This window comes from Clostridium sp. MCC353 (assembly GCF_018785315.1).
GTDB lineage: Bacteria > Bacillota > Clostridia > Lachnospirales > Lachnospiraceae > CHH4-2.
On the sequence record NZ_WQPN01000002.1, the window covers coordinates 1 to 20,128 of the forward strand.

Below are 20,128 nucleotides of genomic sequence, written 5' to 3' on the forward strand. Positions count from 1 at the left end.
TATCCTCCTTCAATCTTTTGAAAAGAGTATAGCAGATGGTTATCAGTTGTACACTACGGTCTGTTTTGTATCGCTTACAAATGACTTAGCCTTTTAGAGTAAAGCCTGAGGCCATTTCTGAAAATGACTTGGCCCCTTAAAGTAAAGCCTGAGGCCATTTCTGAAAATGACTTGGCCTCTTAAAGTAAAGCGTAAGGCCATTTCTGAAAATGCCTTAGCCCTCAATGTTAGCCCTCCATGTTAGCCCTTCATGTTAAATCTCAGCCCCTCTCTCCTTCGATACCCACAAAAAAACAGCAGGCCCCGGAACGCCCGAACCTCCCCGTCCCCGGTAAAGTCCGCCCGCCCCGGCTCCCGCTGCTCATTCCACGGTTCCCGGCACAACTCCCGCCATTCTCATCCTCATTTCACTCCGCCTGTCCTCAATCTCCCAGCGGAAAATGACAGAACACCTGCCTGTCCCCCACTCGCTTTCCCTCAGGCGTCTGCTCCCCGCAGATTCCCCTGGCATAAGGGCACCTTGTATGGAACCTGCACCCCGACGGCGGATTCACAGGGCTGGGAATTTCCCCTGTCAGCAGTTCCTTCTCTTCATTCCTGAATCTGGGATCCGCCTTTGGAATTGCATTTAACAGAAACTTGGTATAGGGATGGAGCGGCTTCTCATACAAGCTGTCCGTATCCCCGATTTCACAGATCATCCCCAAAAACATCACGCAGACCCGGTCCGCAATGAATTTAACCACGCTCAGATCGTGGGAAATGAACAGGTAAGTCAGTTGATACTGCGCCTGCAAATCCTTCAGAAGATTCAGCACCTGGGACTGGATGGACACGTCCAGGGCCGAAACCGGCTCATCACAGATAATCAGTTTCGGATGCAGCGCAATCGCCCTGGCTATCCCGATCCTCTGCCTTTGCCCTCCTGAAAACTGATGCGGATAGCGGTTGATGAACTCTGCCGGAATTCCCACCTCCTTCATCAGCTCCCTGACCTGATCCTCAATCTCCTGCTTCGTCTTCGCAAGCCCATGCGTCACCAGCGGCTCTGCAATGATCTCTTTTACACTCATCCGCGGATTCAAAGAAGCGTATGGGTCCTGAAAAATGATCTGCATCTGCTTTCTGTACTGCGCAAACTCCTTTTCCTTCAGCCCCGTAATATCAACGCCTTCAAATGCCACTTCCCCGGCAGTGGGGTCCAAAAGCCGGATCAAAACCCGGCCAAGGGTACTCTTTCCACAGCCCGATTCCCCCACCAGAGCCAGCGTCTCCCCTTCATAAATCTGAAGATTCACGTCCGAAACCGCATGCACCACCATTTTTCCCTTTTTTCCATCCAGCGGAAATTCCTTCACCAGATGTTTTGCCTCAACCAGCACATTTTTATATTCCATCCAACTGCACCTCTTGTTCATACTGAAAGCATCTGACTCCATGTCCCTGGGATGTCTGATACAAACATGGTTTTTTCTCAAAACAGACCTTTTCTGCCTGCTGGCAGCGGTTGCAGAAATTACACCCCTTTGGAAGGTGAAGAAGGTTGGGAACCACCCCTTCAATTGTATACAGCCGTTCTTCTTTCCCATCCAGTTTCGGAATGGATTTTAACAGCCCCTTGGTGTAAGGATGCTGGGTATTTTCAAACAATTCAAATGTCTCCGCCTGTTCCATCACCTTTCCCGCATACATGACATAGACATAGTCGCAAAGCTCCGCCACAACTCCCATGTTATGGGTGATTAAAATGATAGACGTCCCCTGTTCATCACAGAGCCGTCTCATTAGTCTAAGAATCTGGGCTTCAATGGTCACGTCCAATGCCGTGGTAGGCTCATCCGCGATCATCACCTTGGGCCTGCACACCATAGCCATACCGATCATCACCCTTTGGCGGAGGCCGCCGGACAACTGGTGCGGATAAGAATGATACCGTTTTTCCGGTTCCGGAATCCCCACTTCCCGGAAAATGTCGATCACCTTCTGTTTTGCCTCTTCCTTACTCATCTTCTGATGCAGGAGAATGGCCTCCCTCACCTGTTTCCCCACTTGGTAAACAGGATTTAAAGAGGTCATGGGCTCCTGAAATATCATGGAAATCTCATTTCCCCGCACCTCGGACAATTCTTTTTTAGAAAGGTAGGTAATATCCCGCCCGTTCAGCATAATGGTCCCGTCCACAATTTTCCCCGGATGGCGCAAAAGCCCCATCACCGACATGGCCGTCATGCTCTTTCCGCAGCCCGATTCCCCCACAATGCCGATAATTTTACCCGCAGGAACCGAAATGCTGACACCGTCCACAGCCGGGACCTCCCCTTTGGCCGTAAAAAAGTGGGATTTCAGATTTTTGATTTCCAATACCGTATTATCACTCATCCTGATCTCCCCCTTACTGCTCTTTCAAATACGGGTCCAGCACATCCCGCAGGCCGTCCCCTAAAAAGTTAAATGCGATCACCACAATCATAATGGCCACACAAGGCGCTAAAGAAAGCCACGGTTCGCTGAACAGATATTTCTTGCCCCGGACAACCATTAAGCCCCAGCTGGCAGAAGGCGGCTGGGCCCCGACGCCAAGGAAGCTCAGACTGGATTCGGAAAGAATGGCCGACGGTATGTTGAGCGTAAACAATACGATCAGAGAAGGAATGCAGTTAGGCAGAATATGGCGTCTCATGATGGTCCATTTCTTCACACCGATGGACCGGGCCGCTTCCACATACTCCTTTTCCTTCAACGACAACGTCTGTGACCTGACGATGCGGGCCGTCCCCGCCCAGTTCACAAGGCTGAGGGCGATGAAAATGTTCACAAGCCCTCCTCCCATGGTATACATCACAACCATAGCCAAAAGAAGGGATGGAAATGCCAGCATCACGTCAGCCAGACGCATGATGATAAAGTCCACCTTGCCCCCGTAAAAACCGGCAAACAAGCCCAGAATCGTTCCAATGATCATGGAAATCACCGTAGGCACAAGCCCGATGGTTAAAGAAACCCTGGCGCCGTAGATGATACGGCTGACCACATCCCTGCCCAGTTCGTCCGTCCCCAGCCAATGCTGGGCGCTGGGGGCCTGCAGCCGGTCAGCCAAGCTCTGCTTCAGATGATCATAAGGAGCCACAACAGGCGCGAAAATGGCGGCCAGCAGAATGAGAATGATCACAACCGCCGAAAATGCGGCCAGCTTGTTCTGCCTCACCATCGTTTTCACCTTATCCAGCCAGGTATCCGATTCGCCGATCTGGGAATCCATATCAGGAATATGAAACGGCACATTTTCAGAATTAACCTCCGCAGAACCCTGTCCGGCTGTCACAGCCGATGCCTTCAGAGGATTGTTTTTATGTAATTTTCCCATCTTATGCGCCCTCCCTGATTCTAGGATCCAATACGGAATATAATAAATCGGCAACCAGGTTTCCCGCGATAACCAGAATCGTCGTAAATACAACCGTTCCCTGTAAAAGCGGCATATCCCTCGTTTCAATGGCATTGACCGCCAGACGCCCGATCCCCGGAACGCCGAAAATGCTTTCCGTAATGACGGCTCCCGACAACATGCTGGAGATCTGAAGCGCCATCATGGTAACTACGGGAAGCATGGCATTTTTCAGCGCATGGCCAACAATAACGCCCCATTCCCTAAGCCCTTTGGCCCTGGCAGTCCTGATATAATCATCCTGCATGACCTCCAACAGATTGGAACGGGTCATCCGGGCAATGCTCCCCGCCGAGTTCCACCCCAGCACGATGGCCGGAAGCACCATGCAGGCCAGGGAATTATACCCCGATACTGGGAAAAGCTTTAACTTAAATGCCAGAGTATACTGTAAAAATAAAGCTGTCATAAACACCGGCATGGAAACGCCGATCAGCGCACCGCCCATGAACAAACGGTCCAGCAGCTTATTCTGTTTGACCGCCGCCACGATGCCCGACACAATGCCGATGATCCACGCCACAACCGCAGCGCACACGGACAGCTTCACCGTGTTGGGAAATGACTCCAGAATAATACTCGTCACATTCCTGTTCAGCCGGTACGAAGTTCCGAAATCACCGCGGAGGGCATTTCCCACATATTTAAAAAACTGGACATAAAGAGGCTGGTCAAGGCCCATTTCCCTGCTCACTTTTTCGATCACCGCCTCATTTACATGTTCCCCCATCATGGTTGCCACTGGATTTCCCGGAACAATGCGGAGCATAACGAAAATGATCAGAATCACACCTATCAAAACCGGAATCGATATCAAGATACGTTTGACGATATTTTTAATCACGAGACAAATCCCTTCCTTTTCACAAAAATAGATGCCGCAAAACAAGTCATCCTCATTCTGCGGCATCCATAAATGTTTTATCAATTATTTAACAGAAATCGGATAGAAGCTGATATCACTTAAACCATTCCATGATACCTTGAATCCTTCTGTTCTGGCGCTCACTGCAAATAAATGCTGTCTTGAGAACATGGGAACCCATGCTGCATCTTCCTGAATGATCTTTTCTTCTAAAGCCTTGTATTCAGCAAGCCTTTCGTCATTGTCCACAATCGTTCTTGCCGCCTGTACACGGGCCATAACCTCCGTATCCGGATAATTGATGGATCTCATCCTGGTCTTATCCGCATTGCCGAAGAATGTATAAATGAAGTTATCCGGGTCATTGTAGTCCGCAGTCCAGGTGCTCATGAAAGAACCCATATCCCCGGCATTTCTGGTGTCCAGCCAGGTGGATTCATCGTAGTTTTTGATCTCAGCGTTGATTCCAACTTCCGAAAGCTGGTCTTTGATGATCTCAAGCGCCATAGTCACCGTGTCGGATGCGCTTCCGTCCGCTCCGATTTCCATCGTAAACCCATCCGCATATCCGGCCTCGGTGAGCAGAGCCCTGGCAGCTTCCGGATCATAGTTGATGGCAGGAAGATCCGGGTTAAACCCAATCAGCCCATGAGGGAAAATACCGTGTTCCACATCGCCTCTGCCGCCGTATAACGCGTCCAGAATGGCCTGACGGTCAATTGACATCTGAACCGCCTTGCGGATCTTCACATCATTAAAAGGCTCCTTATTCTGATTCATGGTAAAATATGTGATTCCCACACGAGGGCCTGATACGATCTGGTCTGGATAAGCTTCCATAAAATGATCCACCGCATCCTGTACGAAATCCAGGTCAATCAGATCCAGTTCGCCGCTTTCAAACATCATGGTCTGGGTCTCCGTATCCGGCACAACTTTAATCACAACTCCGGGAAGCTTGGAAGCCCCTCTCCAGTAGTCTTCATTGGCAACCAGAACGATCTGGTCATTAAGCGTCCAGGAAGCGAACTTAAATGGCCCTGTACCCACAGTGACTGCAGGATCCAAACCGAACTGATCCCCTGCCGCCTCAGTGGCTTCACTGTCATAAATGGAGACGCCGGGTGCTGAAAGGCAGGCTAAAAAGCCTGAATAAGCTTCTTTTAACGTAACTTTAAAGGTATAATCATCAACCACTTCCATACCTTCCAGTTTGTCGGCCGTACCGTCATATAATTCAGCCGCGCCCTTGATCTGGTCGATAAACTCCGTATTGGTAGCCCCCTCTACGGTGAGAAGCCGGTTAAACGTATACGCAACGTCTTCTGATGTTAAATCATTGCCGTTATGGAACTTAACGTCTTTTCTCAAATGGAACGTATATACAAGGCCGTCATCTGAAATCTCCCATGATTCCGCAAGGCTGGGCACCACAGAAGAAGTCCCGTCCTCCGCCACCTGAATGTCCACCAGGCGGTCGTAAATATTAAGAGGGATCTGATAATCCTTGGATGTCTTTTGTACGTCGGCAGTCTGAACATCAGATACATTAGCCACAGCCAGAAAACCTGTTGTGTCCACAGATGATGATGAACTCTGGGCGGTGGTCTCCTGCCCGGCCGCTCCCGCCGCCGTGGTCTGGTCTGCGCTGCCTGCTGCCCCTCCGCTGCCTGCCGCCCCGCCGCTACCGGAACCGCCGCATCCGGTCAAAGCCAGACTGGCCGTCATTGCTGCTGCCAACAATAAACTGAGTTTCTTTTTCATAATTAAGCTCCTCCTCTTCTTAACCGGGCAGCCAATGGATGTTTCACAACTTCCCTGACAATACAAAAAACGGTGCACTCCCACTTTGGAGTATGCACCTATGCATATTTATCCGGTTTTCGACTTAATGTTCAAATAATAACATATTGGCTATATAATTTCAACTATTTTGGCTGGAAAACTTTATATTTTTAGGCTTAATGGCAGACAAGCCTATGGCGAAAATATTGCCTTCACAGTTTGCAGAATATACGGACAAAACAATGAGAAAAACACTTGGCTGCGGTCAGGTCTGGATTTTTTATTTTGACTAACTGTCTTTTTTTCAGATCCAGCCATTTGCTTATATAGTTACCAGCTGCACTCGCCATGATCGGAAGAAGGAACTGAGTATATTTTCCATGTCACATCTTCTTTCCGCTGTGTGATATAGGGAGATTGGCTGTTTGGGATAGTTCAAGTCCTCTTATAATCTGACTGCCCCTTTTTGCAGGCAACAAAAAGCTCCGGATCATCGATCCAGGGCTTTCCCTATACGTGCGTGAGAAGATTCGAACTCCCGGCACCTTGGTCCATAGTTACATGTATTTCTTTTTTTGTTATATGATACTTAGTTGTGTTACTGACACGTTTGTATTTTTGGGTTTTGTCTTTTTGGTTTTGCCTTTTTTGACTGTATTTTGGTTATATTGTATCCTTCTGAGGCTTGGATGGGGGGTCCCATCCAAGTGTAGCGGCACAGCTCGAAAGGAATGACCGGAGCGGATAAAATAACGTTAAGAAAATTTGGAGGGCCCAAATTTTTAGTTATTTTATTCGCGTGAGGGAATGGTTCGAGCTGTGCCGCGGACATAGCAAGTAACTAATTATTTTCTTTTTTATCTATCTTTTTTATCTCAAATTTTGCTTAAACCTGGTTCTCATCCGGTTGGATCCGGATTTTTTTGAGATACATTTTTATTGACAATTTTGGTGGAATGGAATAGAATAATGTTACCAGGAAATTTATTATACCATGTTGCACCAAAATCGAACCCCCAGGGAGGGCTAGTCTCTGGGGGTTCTTCTTAGGCTAACTGTCTTTTTCATTTCGATCTAGCCATTTGCTTATGTAGTTACCAGCTACACTCGCTATGATCGAAAAGAGGAAATTTATTATATTATTCATGTTGCACCCCCTTTCCGCTGTGCGGTATAGGGTAGACAGCCCGTTTATTATACTATGTATTTACATGATTTACCATAATTATCTATTTTTTTAAACCAGTCTTGTAAGTTGATGACTGATCCTGCTGGTCTTTTATATCCAGTAACTTACGGATGGCTATTTTGATCTCTGGTTCTGCTTTTCTATATGCATCTATTATTTTATTTTCTTCTATTGTTAGTTGTTCTGCTTGCTTTCCCGTCATCAAATATTCTACACTTGTCCCAAGTAATTGGGCTAATTTAACTAATATTGTTGCATTTGGAATTTGATTGTTTTTATAATTACCTATTGCATTTTTTGGATAATTCAAGTTCTCTTGTAATTTGACTGTTTGTAATTGATGGTTTATTTAATTTAAAGACCTCTCTTGGATGCCGTAATTATTGTGTGGTTCATTTAATGCTGGATGCCGGCTTGCGTTCAAATGAGGTTTGTATTTTACGTGTTCAGGATGTTAATTTTAATAACCGCTGTATTTTGATTCGCGGGAAAGGTTCCAAAGAACGTGTGGTTCCTATGTCACGTAATTTACGAAAATATTTGTATGAGTATGTAAATATACACAGAAACATAATTGATTCAGATCTCCTCTTTTCCGGCATAGCTGGGAACCCATTTTCTGAATCCTGTATTAAGTCCCTGTTTGTCCGTCTTCGTAAGCGCACCAATATCCAGCGGTTAAAGCCCCATCTTTTAAGACACACCTTTGCAACCTGTTTTATACTTGGCGGCGGCTCTGTTGAGATGCTCCGGATTTTGCTGGGACATTCGAGTATCAGTACAACTCAAATATATATGCATATCGCATCTGTGTACGAATTTAACGTAAATCCGTATGTTTTGGACCCTATTTTTTTTAATTCCTATCGGTCTGTTCGTAAGTAATTAGAAAAGCCCTGGATCATCGATCCAGGGCTTTTCCTATACGTGCGTGAGAAGATTCGAACTCCCGACACCTTGGTCCGTAGCCAAGTGCTCTATCCAGCTGAGCTACACACACATATTTTTTGTAATGTCACAGTTTATCTCTGCAACATTACAAATTTTAATCTATTTTCCCATTCTTGTCAAGTATTTTTCAGGAAGTTTTTAAAAAGTTTTCTACAGCGGCATTAAACACAGCCGGATTCTTCGCCGCAATAAAATGATCCCCTTCTATCAATGCCAGTTTCCCCCGCAGGGTTGCCCCGGCAATCCGTTTGGTATGTGAGGTACGGATCATATCCTTAGTTCCGGCAATGACCAAGACAGGCATCTTCAGTTCATAAAGCACGGATGTCCTGATATGGGGTTCTTTGATCATCAGCCTCATCAATTCCAGTTTAGTGGCTTCTCCTCTGGATCTCTCTTCCTTCCCGGAAGTCAAAAGCCTCAGATATTCCCGATATCCCTCAATCCTCCACCTCAGCTTCACACCGGATGGATACAGATTCGCTCCATTTAAAATAAGCCTTTTTACATAAGAGGGATACTTAATTGCAAATATAAGGGCAATATTTCCCCCGTCGCTGAATCCCAGCAGATTCACCTGCCCCAGCTTTTTCTCATCCAGAAATGCCTTCAAATCCTTGGCAAACTGCTTTAATGTAAAGGGTTCTGTGCCCCTGGGCGATTTTCCATGTCCTCTGGTATCAATCGCAATCACATGATATTCTTTAGAAAAGTGCTCCATCTGGTGCTTAAAATAACCACAGTTTTCACCGTTGCCATGCAGAAGCACCAGCGGCTCTCCCTTTCCGCACTCTGTATAATATAAGTCTATTCCCATGATTCTCCCTTATCTCATCAACGTGCAGATAATTCCTAATCCTTCAGAGTTTCCAAATATGCTAAAACAGTGGCCATGCAGCCGGCTATGCCCGCTTTCCCCGTATTCAGGCACAAATCATAATGCGGCGCCCTGCCCCAGGTATTGCCGGTATAATATTGATAATAATCCTTCCTTTTTCTGTCGATCTCCCGGATTCTGCGTTCCATCTCCTTGGGATCTGCCCCGGCCTCTATGGTAAGCATCCGCTCCAGACGCTTCTTCATAGGTGCGCAGATAAACAGGTTCACACTGTTTTCCAAAACCATATCCGCACACCGGCCCACAATCACGCAAGGCCCTTCATCCGCCAGTTTTTTAATCACCCTTCCCTGCGCCAGAAAAATCTGATCCGACATGGGAACCTGATAAATGTTGGAAAATGGAGTATAAACCGGCACTTCCAAATGATCCACAGATTCCTCATACTTGTGAAATACATCCTCTGCAATATCACTTTCCTTAGCCGCCATATAGATCAGTTCTTTATCATAAAACGGTATTCCAAGCTTCTCCGCCAAACGAAGCCCCAACTCCCGTCCGCCGCTGCCAAATTCACGGCTTATGGTTATCACATGACTCATAAATACCAGCCTCCTTTTCCTTTTTCTCTATTCTATCACAAAGTTACATATTTTGCACCGTTCTTTCATCATTCCATTAAGAATCCGCAGCCATCCTCTAAAGCCTGGCTGCGGATCATAGTCCGGTACAAATATTCTTTTTATCTGGGCGGAAAATGCCTCCGGCCAATGGGGTCACCTCAAATGATGTCCCAGCTCCCTGGACACCGCCGCGGCTGTTTTCCGTGAAATCCCGTCGTAGAATTCCAACTTCTCATCTGTGATCACATCCTTTAACCCGGATAAGGAAACCGCTGCCGCAACCTTCCCCTCCCCATCATATACCGGACGGGTAATGCACCGCAGATAGGGTTCATGTTCCCCGTCATTAAAAGCCGCTCCTGTTTTTCTGACCTGTTCCAGTTCCTCCAGAAACTGTTCCCTGCTTCCAATGGTTTTTTCAGTATAAACTTTGAAATCACACCGGTCCAGCAGAATCTCCCTCTGACGTTCATCGGCATATGCCGCCAGCACCTTGCCCACACCCGTACAATGTACAGGAACAGAGCCTCCCACATAGGAAATCAATGCCGCCATATCCAGATTCTCCGAGGGCCATATCTTGTCAATCACAACGATTTCATCGTCCTCAAGAACGGCCAGGTGAATCAACAGCCTGCTTTCAGACGCCGCACGTTTCAAAATAGGCTGCGCAGTCTTTTTGATATCCAGAAAGTCAAATGCCGTATTCCCCAGATGGAAAATGGCGATCCCCAGTTTATACTTCCTGGCCGCCTCATCATATTTCACGAAATCCTCTGCTTCCAGACTTGCCAGAATCCTCAGCATACTGCTCTTTGTCATATCACAGCAATTGCTGAGTTCGGTCAAAGTCATCTCCCTCCGGTTGGAATTAAACTGTTTTAATGCCCGCAGCGCCTTTAAAACCGCGGCGATGGTATAATCATTTCCCGCCAAATTTTCACTCCCTAAAACTTATTTACATTTAACAAAATCCTATCACAGCCATCAGGGGCTGTCAATCCAGCAGACCTCAACCTGCATGATTTGTCTACATTATTTTTCTAATGACCGGCCTACATAATTCCATATTTTGCAAATGATTCTGCAGCCGCCATCCCCTCCTGAATCGCTTTTAATACCTTTTTCTCACCGGTTGCCTTTTCATAGGACCGCTCAATCACTTCCTTTTCCACATGCTGTGGGATTGCCAAAACTCCATCCACATCACCAAACACAATATCCCCTGGCTGAATCACCACATTTCCCAACTTAACAGGAACCCTGTAATTAATCACCCGCCCCCTGGGCGCCTGATCCTGCGCATAGCTTCCATAACTGAAACAGGGAAAGTCAAGCTCCAGGATCCCTCTGGTATCCCTGATATACCCATTGACCACAGCTCCCGCCGCGTTTAACGTTTTAGCTCTGGCTGCCATCAGTTCTCCAACCAACGCGTATTCCGGCGAGGCCCCTGTACAGACATATACTTCATTGGGTTTTAAGTCGTCCAGCGCCTCCAGCATCAGTCCGAATGGTTTGCTCATATACGGATTATATCCGCCGTCCCGGTCATCGCCATAAGTATCTGCTTCCAACACGGTCATCGCCCTTCCCGCCACCATCATCCGTTTATCCAGCGGTCTGATCTGCGGAGGCAGAAATTGATGATACAGCCCCATTTCATCCATAATATCCCCGATTACGGCCGTATACAATTCCCTTTTCATCAGTTCAAACAGCTCATCATCATTGTTCCATTGAATCATCACACTTCTCCTTTCAAACAGTTTCGTACAATAAAACCAAGTTTTATTGTACTGGCAAAAAATAAAAATCCCCTCAATAGTTTATTGTATAAAATTAAGTTTTACTATATTCTTATGATATACCTTTTAAATAACTCTGTCAAATAAAACCTGGTTATATTATCTGGTTACACGATCTGTTTACACTATCTGGTTATGCTACAAGGCTATTTTAATTAAAAATTCCTCAACCCCATTTTTATTGTCTATATCATTTATGCACCGGGGCGCCGCTTCCTATCAGCAGCGCACCCTCACCATCTCCATCTCCGGATTGCAATTGATTCGTTTTATTTACCATCATACGGGTATACACTCGCCAATTCCGCTTCAGCAGACAGTATGCCATTCTTGTCTCAATGTATATGTAAAATACTGTTCCTTGATCTTCTTTCTCTCCCTCACCTTTATCGGTATGATGTCCCCGTTGTCCATAGTAAAATCTTCGTCTGCATAAGCAATATAATCCATATTAACAATAAAGCTCTGATTACATTTTAAAAAACGCGGCTGGATCAGCTCAGCCTGGACATCGGCCAATTTCTTCCGTATGATATGTTCTATCCCCCCGCTGCATACCACCCTGAGATTTCTGCCTCTGCTTTCTATATAAATGATATCATCATAGGCAATCCGCCTTCCGGTATTTCCGTTGACCATCAGCAGGCTTTGTCTGATCCTGGGATACCGCTCCTCCATAAAACGGTTGACCGCCTTTTCTATTTTTTCCTTATCCACCGGCTTCAGCAGATATCCGTCTGCCCGGACCTCATAGCTTTCCACCGCATAATCAGGGCAGGACGTCATAAAAAACACGGATACTTTTCTGTCATATTTTCTTATTTTCCGAACCGTCTCCATGCCGTTCATACCATTTAAATGTCCCAGATAAATATCCATAAATATCATGTCAAATACAACATTTCCATTATCATACTCTTCGATCAAATCTTCTCCCCTGTCAAAATACTTGATCTGTAGAGATTCTCCCCGGCTTTTCATTTTCTGCGCAAGAAATTCACCAACTTTTTCCCTATCCGCCTTCGCGTCATCGCAAATAGCTGCCAGCATACTCCACCTCCGGTACCATTTTCTACATCTTTTAAAAATAACGCCAAACAGCCATTTTGATAAGTGTTTTGGGATAAGCAGCAGGAAAACGGGACAATCGGTTTCTTATCAACTTGCAAGAGCCCATCATCTATGCTTAAATAAATATATTATTCTGTATACAGGGAGGGATTTTGTGAAAATAGCAATTTGTGACGATGATATAGCTGTAGTAAACCAGCTTCATGAGTTCATCGGCCAATACGCCGCCAATCATATGCTGGATTATACCATTCTTGATTTTGCCCAAAGCAGCCAGCTTTTAGAAGCTGCCCGACAGGATTTTGAGATTCAGATCCTGTTCCTGGATATTTATATGGAACCGCTTTCCGGCATGGATTTGGCTGAACTGCTGCGCGCAGAAGGCAGCAAATGTGCAATTATATTTGTTACAGTCAGCACCGACCACTATGCGAGAAGCTATGAGGTAAATGCAGAACACTATCTTGTCAAGCCGGTGACTTATGAACGTGTCGAAAAAGCTTTAGAAAGATGTGAGGACCTGCTCCGATCAGCGGCCAGATACATAACTGTTTCCACTTCCGGAAAAGAAATAAAAGTTCCATTGCAGCAAATCCGTTTTGCAGAAGTCTTCCGCAATCAAACGGTTATCCATGCCGCTTCCGACATTACACTGCGGTGCACGTTGGAGAACATCTGCCAAGAGCTTTCTGACACCCGTTTTTTACGCACTCATCGGAGCTTTTTATTAAACATGGATTATATCGATACCAGACAAGGAAATGATATTTTTCTGCGAACCGGGGAACGCGTACCTTTAAGCCGCGCATATGAAAAAAAATTTGAAAGAGAGTATGGACGGTTTCTAACCGTTTCTATGACAGACAACTAACTATGAATAAAAAACATCGATTACTTCCTATCATAACGGGTACTCTGTTTATTATATTGGCTGCTGACGGTATCTTACCTAGTTCCGTAGAAAATACCATGGCATTTCCCATGGTATCTTCCAAGTATGTACAGCCATGTCCGTTAGTAGTGTATGCTGCCACATCCAGCAATGCCGACAGCAGTGGTACCGAAGGCAACCTTAATGGAGACAGTGATTCCGGAAGCAGCATGAACGAAGACAGCATGAACGGAGACAACGGTTCTGAAGATGGCATGAACGGAGGCAGCGGTTCTGAAGACAACATGGACGGAGACAGCGGTTCTGAAGACAACATGGACGGAGACAACGGTTCTGAAGACGGCATGGACGGAGACAACGGTTCCGAAGACAACATGGACGGAGACAACGGTTCTGAAGACGGCATGGACGGAGACAACGGCTCCGGGAACAATTCTAAAGAAGATACTGCAGATGCTCAGGAACCAACCGGAGACGTTTTCCCCCTGATAAATGATATACAGGCTCCATCAGACGGCCTGTTTTACAACACAGCCACTCCCTCTTTTGCATTATTGGAATGTGGGGACAATGAATACACCCTCTGCGGTTATTACTTTAATTATTCGGACCGAGATCTGATATTAAAATTAGGAGATGATTTCGATCCCTATTATGAGCTCTCCGACACCGTAGAATTATATTTAGACGGCCCCGAAGGCCACTTAGATGACTATTGGGAACTTCCGGTAGAATGGGACTTATCCCAAGTCGATTTCACAACAGAAGGCTCCTACACGGTTACCGGAATCATAGATACAGGTTTATGCCCATATCCGCTGGACTGGGATGAAACGCCTCTCCCTTCCTTTACCATTGACATCCTGGAAAGTGGAGTTATGTCATTCGAACCGGAGCTGGACAACGGATTATTGACCTTAAAATACCTATTGAAGGGCAGTCCCATATCGTTGGACAATACCTCCATAATTTTATATGAGAGCCTGGATGGAGGCGTCAGCTGGCATAATATCGGTCAAAGCGCCAGAGTGAACATCTGGAAAGACCGGCTTACGGTTTCGGGCGTTTCCGTTGATTCATTATTCCAGATCTCCGATTTAGATCTCGGCACACCTCACTGCTCCTGTTCCGATATTGTAGAAGTCTCTTACACAAACGGGAATCCGTCAGCCAGCCTCATTTTCTCCGGCGGCAAAGAAGGCGGCGAACTATGGAATGAGGAATCCGGCAGTATCTGGGACGATACCGTCATTTTAGACGGGCCCTATCAAATACTGGAGTACAAAACTTCTATACCAAGAAACCAACCGTTAACAGTTCATGTATTGCAGGGAGACAGTGGGGCGTTGGTTCGCAAGTATTATGATAATATTAATGTCTTCTATGGAAATACCCCAGACAGCCCCAGAAACAAAAGCGTCCCACTTACCGTACAGTGGGACTGGGCCCCGGCAGATTCTATCGATTGGAATCAACCGGGAGAGACTGTAATCTATGGAGAATTTACCCCGCAGTCAATAAAAGAATATAAACATATGCTGGATTTTGAGCACATGCCAGAACTCACCTTAACGATATCCGTCTCCCCCTGGAAATCGCCGTTTAATCTATACACAAAAGAAAATAAACTTTTTTCAGATAATACAGCCATCCTGGAATTCTTTGGAGAGGATGATGCCCCTATAGCATTTGAAGATCTGTCAGAAATAACAGTATGGTGCTCCATGGACGGCAATCTCAGTTGGTACAACGTCACAAATATGCCAAACGTCCATTTGACCGGCGAGAACCTTTCCGTATCCCACCTGAAAAAAAACTACTTGAGGGACAAGGGTTACACGCTTCAAATTGAGCAGAATTCACGCACTGACCATGAAACATATTCCTCTGCCATTAACATTTATCACGATTTAATGGGCCTTTATTTTGCAATAGATACGGGCGGAGAACGAGGCGGCGGTAAACGCTATGAAAAACCGCCGGAAGGACTATTTGACATATCTTCTTCTGAAACGCCGGAGGATGGGGATAAACCGGAGGATGGGGATAAACCTAGTGGCGGCGGTAAGCCGGAGGATGGCGATAAACCTAGTGGCGGCGGTAAGCCGGAGGATGAGGATAAACCTAGTGGCGGTGGTAAGCCGGAGGACGGGGATAAACCTAGTGGCGGCGGTAAACCGGAGGACGGGGATAAACCTAGTGGCGGCGGTAAGCCGGAGGACGGGGATAAACCTAGTGACGGCGATAAACCTAGTGACAGCGGTAAACCAAATGACAGCGATAAACCAAATGGCGGCGATAAACCAAATGACAGCAGCAATCCTGATGGCAGCAGCAGGCCGGATAACAGCAATGGTTCGAATAACAGCAATAGTTTAGCTAGCGGCAACGGTTCAGATAACGAGAGCAGCTCAGATAACGGCAGCAGTTCAGATATCAATACTCCACCGGATACCGCACCAAACAATACCTCCGGCAATAGCGCTATCAATCCATCCGTCAACGGGGCATCCGATAAAATAAATCACGGAACGGGCAACGGCAATAAAGACCTTAAAACTGAAAATCACAAGCTTTCATCTCTGCCGGATATCTCCCCTGTTCCAATTCCGACGCTTCCAAACACGGCTCTCCCCGAACGCCTGCTTACAGAATCGGAACCAGCTTTCCCATCCCCTGATGATGCCTCTGATACAGAAACTGCCATGAGCGTCCAAATGGACCCGGCTGCTCCGTGGGCACATCAAAGACCAGCCGATAAAATATCAGATTATCAATATCTGAGAATTCTCATAGGCGCCTCCGCTATTTTCCTTGGCGGCGCTGCCGGTTATTATATGATAAGGAGGCGATGATGTGAAAACACGGCCTTATTTAAAACGGCTGATTTGGATTATTTGTGCCCTTATCCTGACCATCCCATTATTTCTGCTGCAATACCGCCATGACAACAAATATAATTACAACAGCATTTACGGAAACCATGGGATTTTGGATCTGAGCAGCGCGGCAGCCTCCCAGCCTATTACCATCCTGGCATACGGCTGGGAATACTACTCCCAGCAGCTTTTATCCCCCGGAGAATTTGAAGGCAGGAAACCTTCTTACCTTTACCTCGGGCAATATGGCGGTTTTGAAGGAAACAGCTCATGCCTCTTCCCCCATGGCTGCGCCACATACCGCCTGAATATCCTCCTACCTCAGGAGGTAAGAGAATATGCCCTGGAACTTCCGGAAATCTATTCCTCTTCCCGTATATGGATAAACGGAAGGCTGGTCAGCGATCTGGGAAACGTATCCTCTGAAAACATTTATCCCAGCATACGGACCGGCATCGTCACTTTTCAGGCTTCAGGAAATGCCGAGTTGGTCGTCCAGGCTGCCGACCACAGCCATTATTACAGCGGAATGGTCTATCCCCCCGCATTTGGCACTCCACAAGCGGTCTCAGACCTTATCTTCTTCCGCTTTCTGCGAACCTGTATTATGGTTATTTCATCATGTACCATAGGAATCATGTATCTCACGATTGGATTAAAAACAGGAACTGAAAGAAAGCAGATGGTTTTATTTGCCCTCATCTGCCACCTGTTCTCCATACATATCATGTATCCTCTGTTCCATCTGTTTGGAGCCGGATACTGGTCCTATCACCTGGAAGACGTCAGTTTTTATCTCTTCCTTTTGGCAGTTACCGCACTGCACTGTAATCTTTGTGGAATAAATGGGAAATCCCGAATGGCTGTTCTCATTTCAAGCAGCCTGGTGTCCTTGATTTCCCTTCTTGTTCCCGCGCTGTTCCTGAAGCACCAGCTGAACTATATGCTGGCCTACTCCATTTTCCTGGACTGTTATAAGCTGATCCTGTTCGGCTGGCTGATCATAACCGCGCTGTTTAACAAAAAACGAGGAGAGCCCATGACCGGTCCTCTGCTGGCCAGTCTCTGCGCCATCGCCCTCTCTCTTATGTTCCAGACAACCGCCCCGGTTTTTGAGCCGGTACGTTTCGGATGGCCCGTTGAAAATGCCTCCTTCCTGTTTGTCCTTTCATTAGCCGGAGGGCTCTGGTTTAACACAGTCAATGCATACGCAGGCCGTGCCGCCCTCACTGAAAATATACGTCTGATGAAAAAGCAATTTCTGCTTCAGGAAGAAAACTACCAGGTCATCACCGGCAATTTTGAAGAGATACGCAGAATGCGCCACGATCTGCGCCATCATTTAAATACCATCATCGAACTCGCCGGACAAAAACAATATGATGAAATGGAACTCTACATAAGAGGCTGCAAAGACAATACCGAACAGGCCAGCATGCCAACGCTCTGTGAAAACCATGCCGCCAGCGCTGTATTAAATTATTATATCAAAATAGCTCGCCAAAAAGGGGTTCCAATGGAACTAAAAGTATCCCTTCCACCTGAACTCAAACTGGAAAGCTGGAACCTTGGCATCTTATTCGGCAATCTTCTTGAAAACGCAATTGATGCCGCAGAAATGCTGCCAAAAGAAAAACGCATTGTCAAAGTATACTCCAAAATATCAAAAGGAAATCTTCTGCTGACCGTAAAAAACACTTGGAACGGGGTTTTCAGCTCCTATGAAGATCAAATCACTTCCACCAAACATGAGGGAAAAGGAATCGGCCTTGCCAGCGTCCGGGAACTGGTAGAACAAAATGGCGGGCAATTTTACTTAAATCCCGGTGGTGAAGAATTCGAAGTTTCAATTGTTTTATGGAAACAGATCTAAAAATTGATATCATTGGCATGACATTAAATTTCGAGGATTTTCGGAAATCCCTTCACCCTTTACTTTAAAACCTCAAGGCTTTTTCGAAAATGCCTTCACCTTTTACTTTAAATATCGGCCCCAATGGTCTTCATCGCTTCCGATCCAATCATTTGTTCTATAAACATCCTGGCCTTATCCGGCAGCCGGTATTCCGGCATGTTTGAAAATATGATGGAAGCCTCATCCAATAATTCCATCTCTTTTTTAACCGTATCCAAGGTATCTTGATCCAGTCTTTTCAAATTCTTGAATTCGAGACTGTCTGGATTAATCCTGTGCTGTGATACTGCATAACCAACCCGATTCCGGCATGAGCACATGCCTGTCTTTGTAAGGCCGCAATAATGATATAAAAAATCTCCCACTTTTTTTCTAATCCTGGATAATTTTTTACGATAATTATCCGGGCTCATATCCAGGATTTCTCCAGCAATCCGGCTATCTACTTTAAACATGGTGCCTAGTATAAAAATGCACCTGCTCTGGGGATCCAGGCATTGAAGCATAACATTAGTACAGGAGAGTTTTAATTCCTCTGCTAACAATTCCCTCTCCTTCTCCTCGAATAGGTCTTCCTGATAATTCAAAGGTCCCTTTTCAATATCTTGTCCATAAAACTCAAAATCAAGAGGATGTTTAGCAAACATTGATTTCTTATAATTGATCAGATAATTAACAGCAATCCGATAAACCCATGTAAAATAACTGCTCTCTTTTCTAAATCCAGGAAGTCCTGTCATAACACGCACTAATATGTCCTGGCTTGCATCCTCCGCATCCGCAACACTCCCCAGCATTCTAAGAGAAATGTTAAATACCCTGTCTTGAATCTGTGCCATCAGTTGATCCAGCGCCGCCTTATCCCCGCCTACCGCTAGATCTATTAATCGGTTTGTTTCCTCTCTCTCCATCTCGTACCTCCAGATATTTTATTCTATTATACTATTAGACAAATTTATAAACTGCGTGTGACACATTTAAACATAAAAATAAAAAAAGAACAATCGTTTAAGATTGTTCTTTTCAATGCCGGCGACCGGAATCGAACCGGTACGGACGATTAGGTCCGCAGGATTTTAAGTCCTGTGCGTCTGCCAGTTCCGCCACGCCGGCATGAAGATAATAAATATCTTCTAGTGGGACCTATAGGGCTCGAACCTATGACCCTCTGCTTGTAAGGCAGATGCTCTCCCAGCTGAGCTAAGATCCCAGGGAATAAATATATAATTGTAAATAATTGTACACCTTTTTTACAAAGATGTCAACGACCCGGATGGGATTCGAACCCACGACCTCCGCCGTGACAGGGCGGCGCTCTAACCAGCTGAGCCACCAGGCCAAAATAATGATCAAATATTTAGTTCAGAGTTAGTGGACCTTCGGGGACTCGAACCCAGGACCGACCGGTTATGAGCCGGTTGCTCTAACCAACTGAGCTAAAGGTCCAAAATAAATATTTATTCTAAGACACAATGACCCCAACGAGATTCGAACTCGTGTTACCGCCGTGAAAGGGCGATGTCTTAACCGCTTGACCATGGGGCCGTATTAATTTTTCAAGAAACAAACTCCCTGAGTAGGACTCGAACCTACGACACCGCGGTTAACAGCCGCGTGCTCTACCGACTGAGCTATCAAGGATCATAGGGTATGTACCCTCAAAACCACACACTGAATTATATATCATCCACAGCATTCCTGCCGTTCCATCCGTTCCGGTTTCACACCGGTTCCTCTTTCCTAAACCAACTTGGTTAAGCCCTCGACCGATTAGTAACAGTCAGCTACACATGTTGCCATGCTTCCACCTCTGCCCTATCTACCTCGTCGTCTTCAAGGGGTCTTACTACTTGCGTATGAGATATCT

Annotated in this window: 15 protein-coding genes, 7 tRNA genes and 1 rRNA gene; 3 read left to right on the plus strand and 20 right to left on the minus strand. The window is 46.1% G+C overall.

The features are described from left to right. Positions 1–422: 422 nt before the first annotated feature. The 12 genes from GPL15_RS00045 to GPL15_RS00105 all read right to left on the minus strand — a co-directional run bounded on the left by GPL15_RS00045 (position 423) and on the right by GPL15_RS00105 (position 12,554). Positions 423–1,397, minus strand: a complete 975-nt coding sequence (locus GPL15_RS00045; RefSeq protein ID WP_215694986.1) for an oligopeptide/dipeptide ABC transporter ATP-binding protein — start codon at positions 1,395–1,397, stop codon at positions 423–425. After that, positions 1,387–2,379, minus strand: a complete 993-nt coding sequence (locus GPL15_RS00050; protein ID WP_215694987.1) for an ABC transporter ATP-binding protein — start codon at positions 2,377–2,379, stop codon at positions 1,387–1,389. Before GPL15_RS00050 ends, GPL15_RS00045 begins: the two co-directional genes overlap by 11 nt. A 13-nt stretch (positions 2,380–2,392) precedes the next feature. Next, positions 2,393–3,364, minus strand: coding sequence for a nickel transporter permease (gene nikC / locus GPL15_RS00055; RefSeq protein ID WP_346344870.1), 972 nt, complete (start codon positions 3,362–3,364; stop codon positions 2,393–2,395). 1 nt (position 3,365) lies between these two features. Next, positions 3,366–4,289, minus strand: coding sequence for an ABC transporter permease (locus GPL15_RS00060; RefSeq protein ID WP_215694988.1), 924 nt, complete (start codon positions 4,287–4,289; stop codon positions 3,366–3,368). An 84-nt stretch (positions 4,290–4,373) separates the two neighbouring features. Continuing rightward, the gene (locus GPL15_RS00065) at positions 4,374–6,074 is read right to left on the minus strand and encodes an ABC transporter substrate-binding protein (RefSeq protein ID WP_215694989.1); all 1,701 of its coding nucleotides are present in this window, start codon (positions 6,072–6,074) and stop codon (positions 4,374–4,376) included. A 1,250-nt stretch (positions 6,075–7,324) separates the two neighbouring features. Beyond that, on the minus strand, positions 7,325–7,633 hold the full coding sequence (locus tag GPL15_RS00070) for a helix-turn-helix domain-containing protein (RefSeq protein ID WP_346344871.1): 309 nt from the start codon (positions 7,631–7,633) through the stop codon (positions 7,325–7,327). A 577-nt stretch (positions 7,634–8,210) separates the two neighbouring features. Further along, positions 8,211–8,284, minus strand: a tRNA-Arg gene (locus GPL15_RS00080). A gap of 78 nt (positions 8,285–8,362) precedes the next feature. Continuing rightward, positions 8,363–9,052, minus strand: a complete 690-nt coding sequence (locus GPL15_RS00085) for an alpha/beta hydrolase (protein ID WP_215694992.1) — start codon at positions 9,050–9,052, stop codon at positions 8,363–8,365. Between the two features lie 35 nt (positions 9,053–9,087). Next, positions 9,088–9,675 (minus strand): cytidylate kinase-like family protein, encoded by a 588-nt coding sequence (locus tag GPL15_RS00090; protein ID WP_215694993.1) that lies wholly within the window; start codon positions 9,673–9,675, stop codon positions 9,088–9,090. 174 nt (positions 9,676–9,849) lie between these two features. Continuing rightward, on the minus strand, positions 9,850–10,632 hold the full coding sequence (locus GPL15_RS00095; RefSeq protein WP_215694994.1) for an IclR family transcriptional regulator: 783 nt from the start codon (positions 10,630–10,632) through the stop codon (positions 9,850–9,852). A gap of 119 nt (positions 10,633–10,751) precedes the next feature. After that, positions 10,752–11,444: an RraA family protein gene (locus GPL15_RS00100; RefSeq protein WP_215694995.1), complete on the minus strand. Its 693-nt coding sequence runs from the start codon at positions 11,442–11,444 to the stop codon at positions 10,752–10,754. Between the two features lie 369 nt (positions 11,445–11,813). Then, on the minus strand, positions 11,814–12,554 hold the full coding sequence (locus GPL15_RS00105) for a LytTR family DNA-binding domain-containing protein (protein WP_215694996.1): 741 nt from the start codon (positions 12,552–12,554) through the stop codon (positions 11,814–11,816). Positions 12,555–12,729: 175 nt separating this feature from the next. Here GPL15_RS00105 and GPL15_RS00110 point away from each other — a divergent pair, with 175 nt between their 5' ends. From GPL15_RS00110 to GPL15_RS00120, 3 genes are read left to right on the plus strand one after another with little or no spacing between them, the layout of a single operon-like run. Then, on the plus strand, positions 12,730–13,446 hold the full coding sequence (locus tag GPL15_RS00110) for a LytTR family DNA-binding domain-containing protein (RefSeq protein WP_215694997.1): 717 nt from the start codon (positions 12,730–12,732) through the stop codon (positions 13,444–13,446). 2 nt (positions 13,447–13,448) lie between these two features. After that, entirely contained in the window at positions 13,449–16,322 is a 2,874-nt protein-coding gene (locus GPL15_RS00115) for an Ig-like domain-containing protein (protein WP_215694998.1), read from the plus strand. Between the two features lies 1 nt (position 16,323). Then, positions 16,324–18,219 (plus strand): ATP-binding protein, encoded by a 1,896-nt coding sequence (locus GPL15_RS00120; protein ID WP_215694999.1) that lies wholly within the window; start codon positions 16,324–16,326, stop codon positions 18,217–18,219. A gap of 107 nt (positions 18,220–18,326) precedes the next feature. On the opposite strand, the gene GPL15_RS00125 is transcribed toward GPL15_RS00120, so the two are convergent. The 8 genes from GPL15_RS00125 to GPL15_RS00160 all read right to left on the minus strand — a co-directional run. After that, a complete protein-coding gene (locus GPL15_RS00125; RefSeq protein ID WP_215695000.1) occupies positions 18,327–19,172 on the minus strand; it encodes an RNA polymerase sigma factor in 846 nt (281 codons plus the stop codon). Between the two features lie 116 nt (positions 19,173–19,288). After that, positions 19,289–19,374 (minus strand) — tRNA-Leu (locus GPL15_RS00130). Between the two features lie 24 nt (positions 19,375–19,398). Then, positions 19,399–19,471 (minus strand) — tRNA-Val (locus GPL15_RS00135). Positions 19,472–19,526: 55 nt separating this feature from the next. Further along, a tRNA-Asp gene (locus GPL15_RS00140) sits at positions 19,527–19,600 on the minus strand. Between the two features lie 33 nt (positions 19,601–19,633). Beyond that, positions 19,634–19,707: transfer RNA gene (locus GPL15_RS00145), tRNA-Ile, on the minus strand. A gap of 27 nt (positions 19,708–19,734) precedes the next feature. Beyond that, a tRNA-Glu gene (locus tag GPL15_RS00150) sits at positions 19,735–19,806 on the minus strand. 23 nt (positions 19,807–19,829) lie between these two features. Further along, positions 19,830–19,902 (minus strand) — tRNA-Asn (locus GPL15_RS00155). Between the two features lie 109 nt (positions 19,903–20,011). Continuing rightward, a 23S ribosomal RNA gene (locus GPL15_RS00160) occupies positions 20,012–20,128 on the minus strand; the annotation flags it as partial.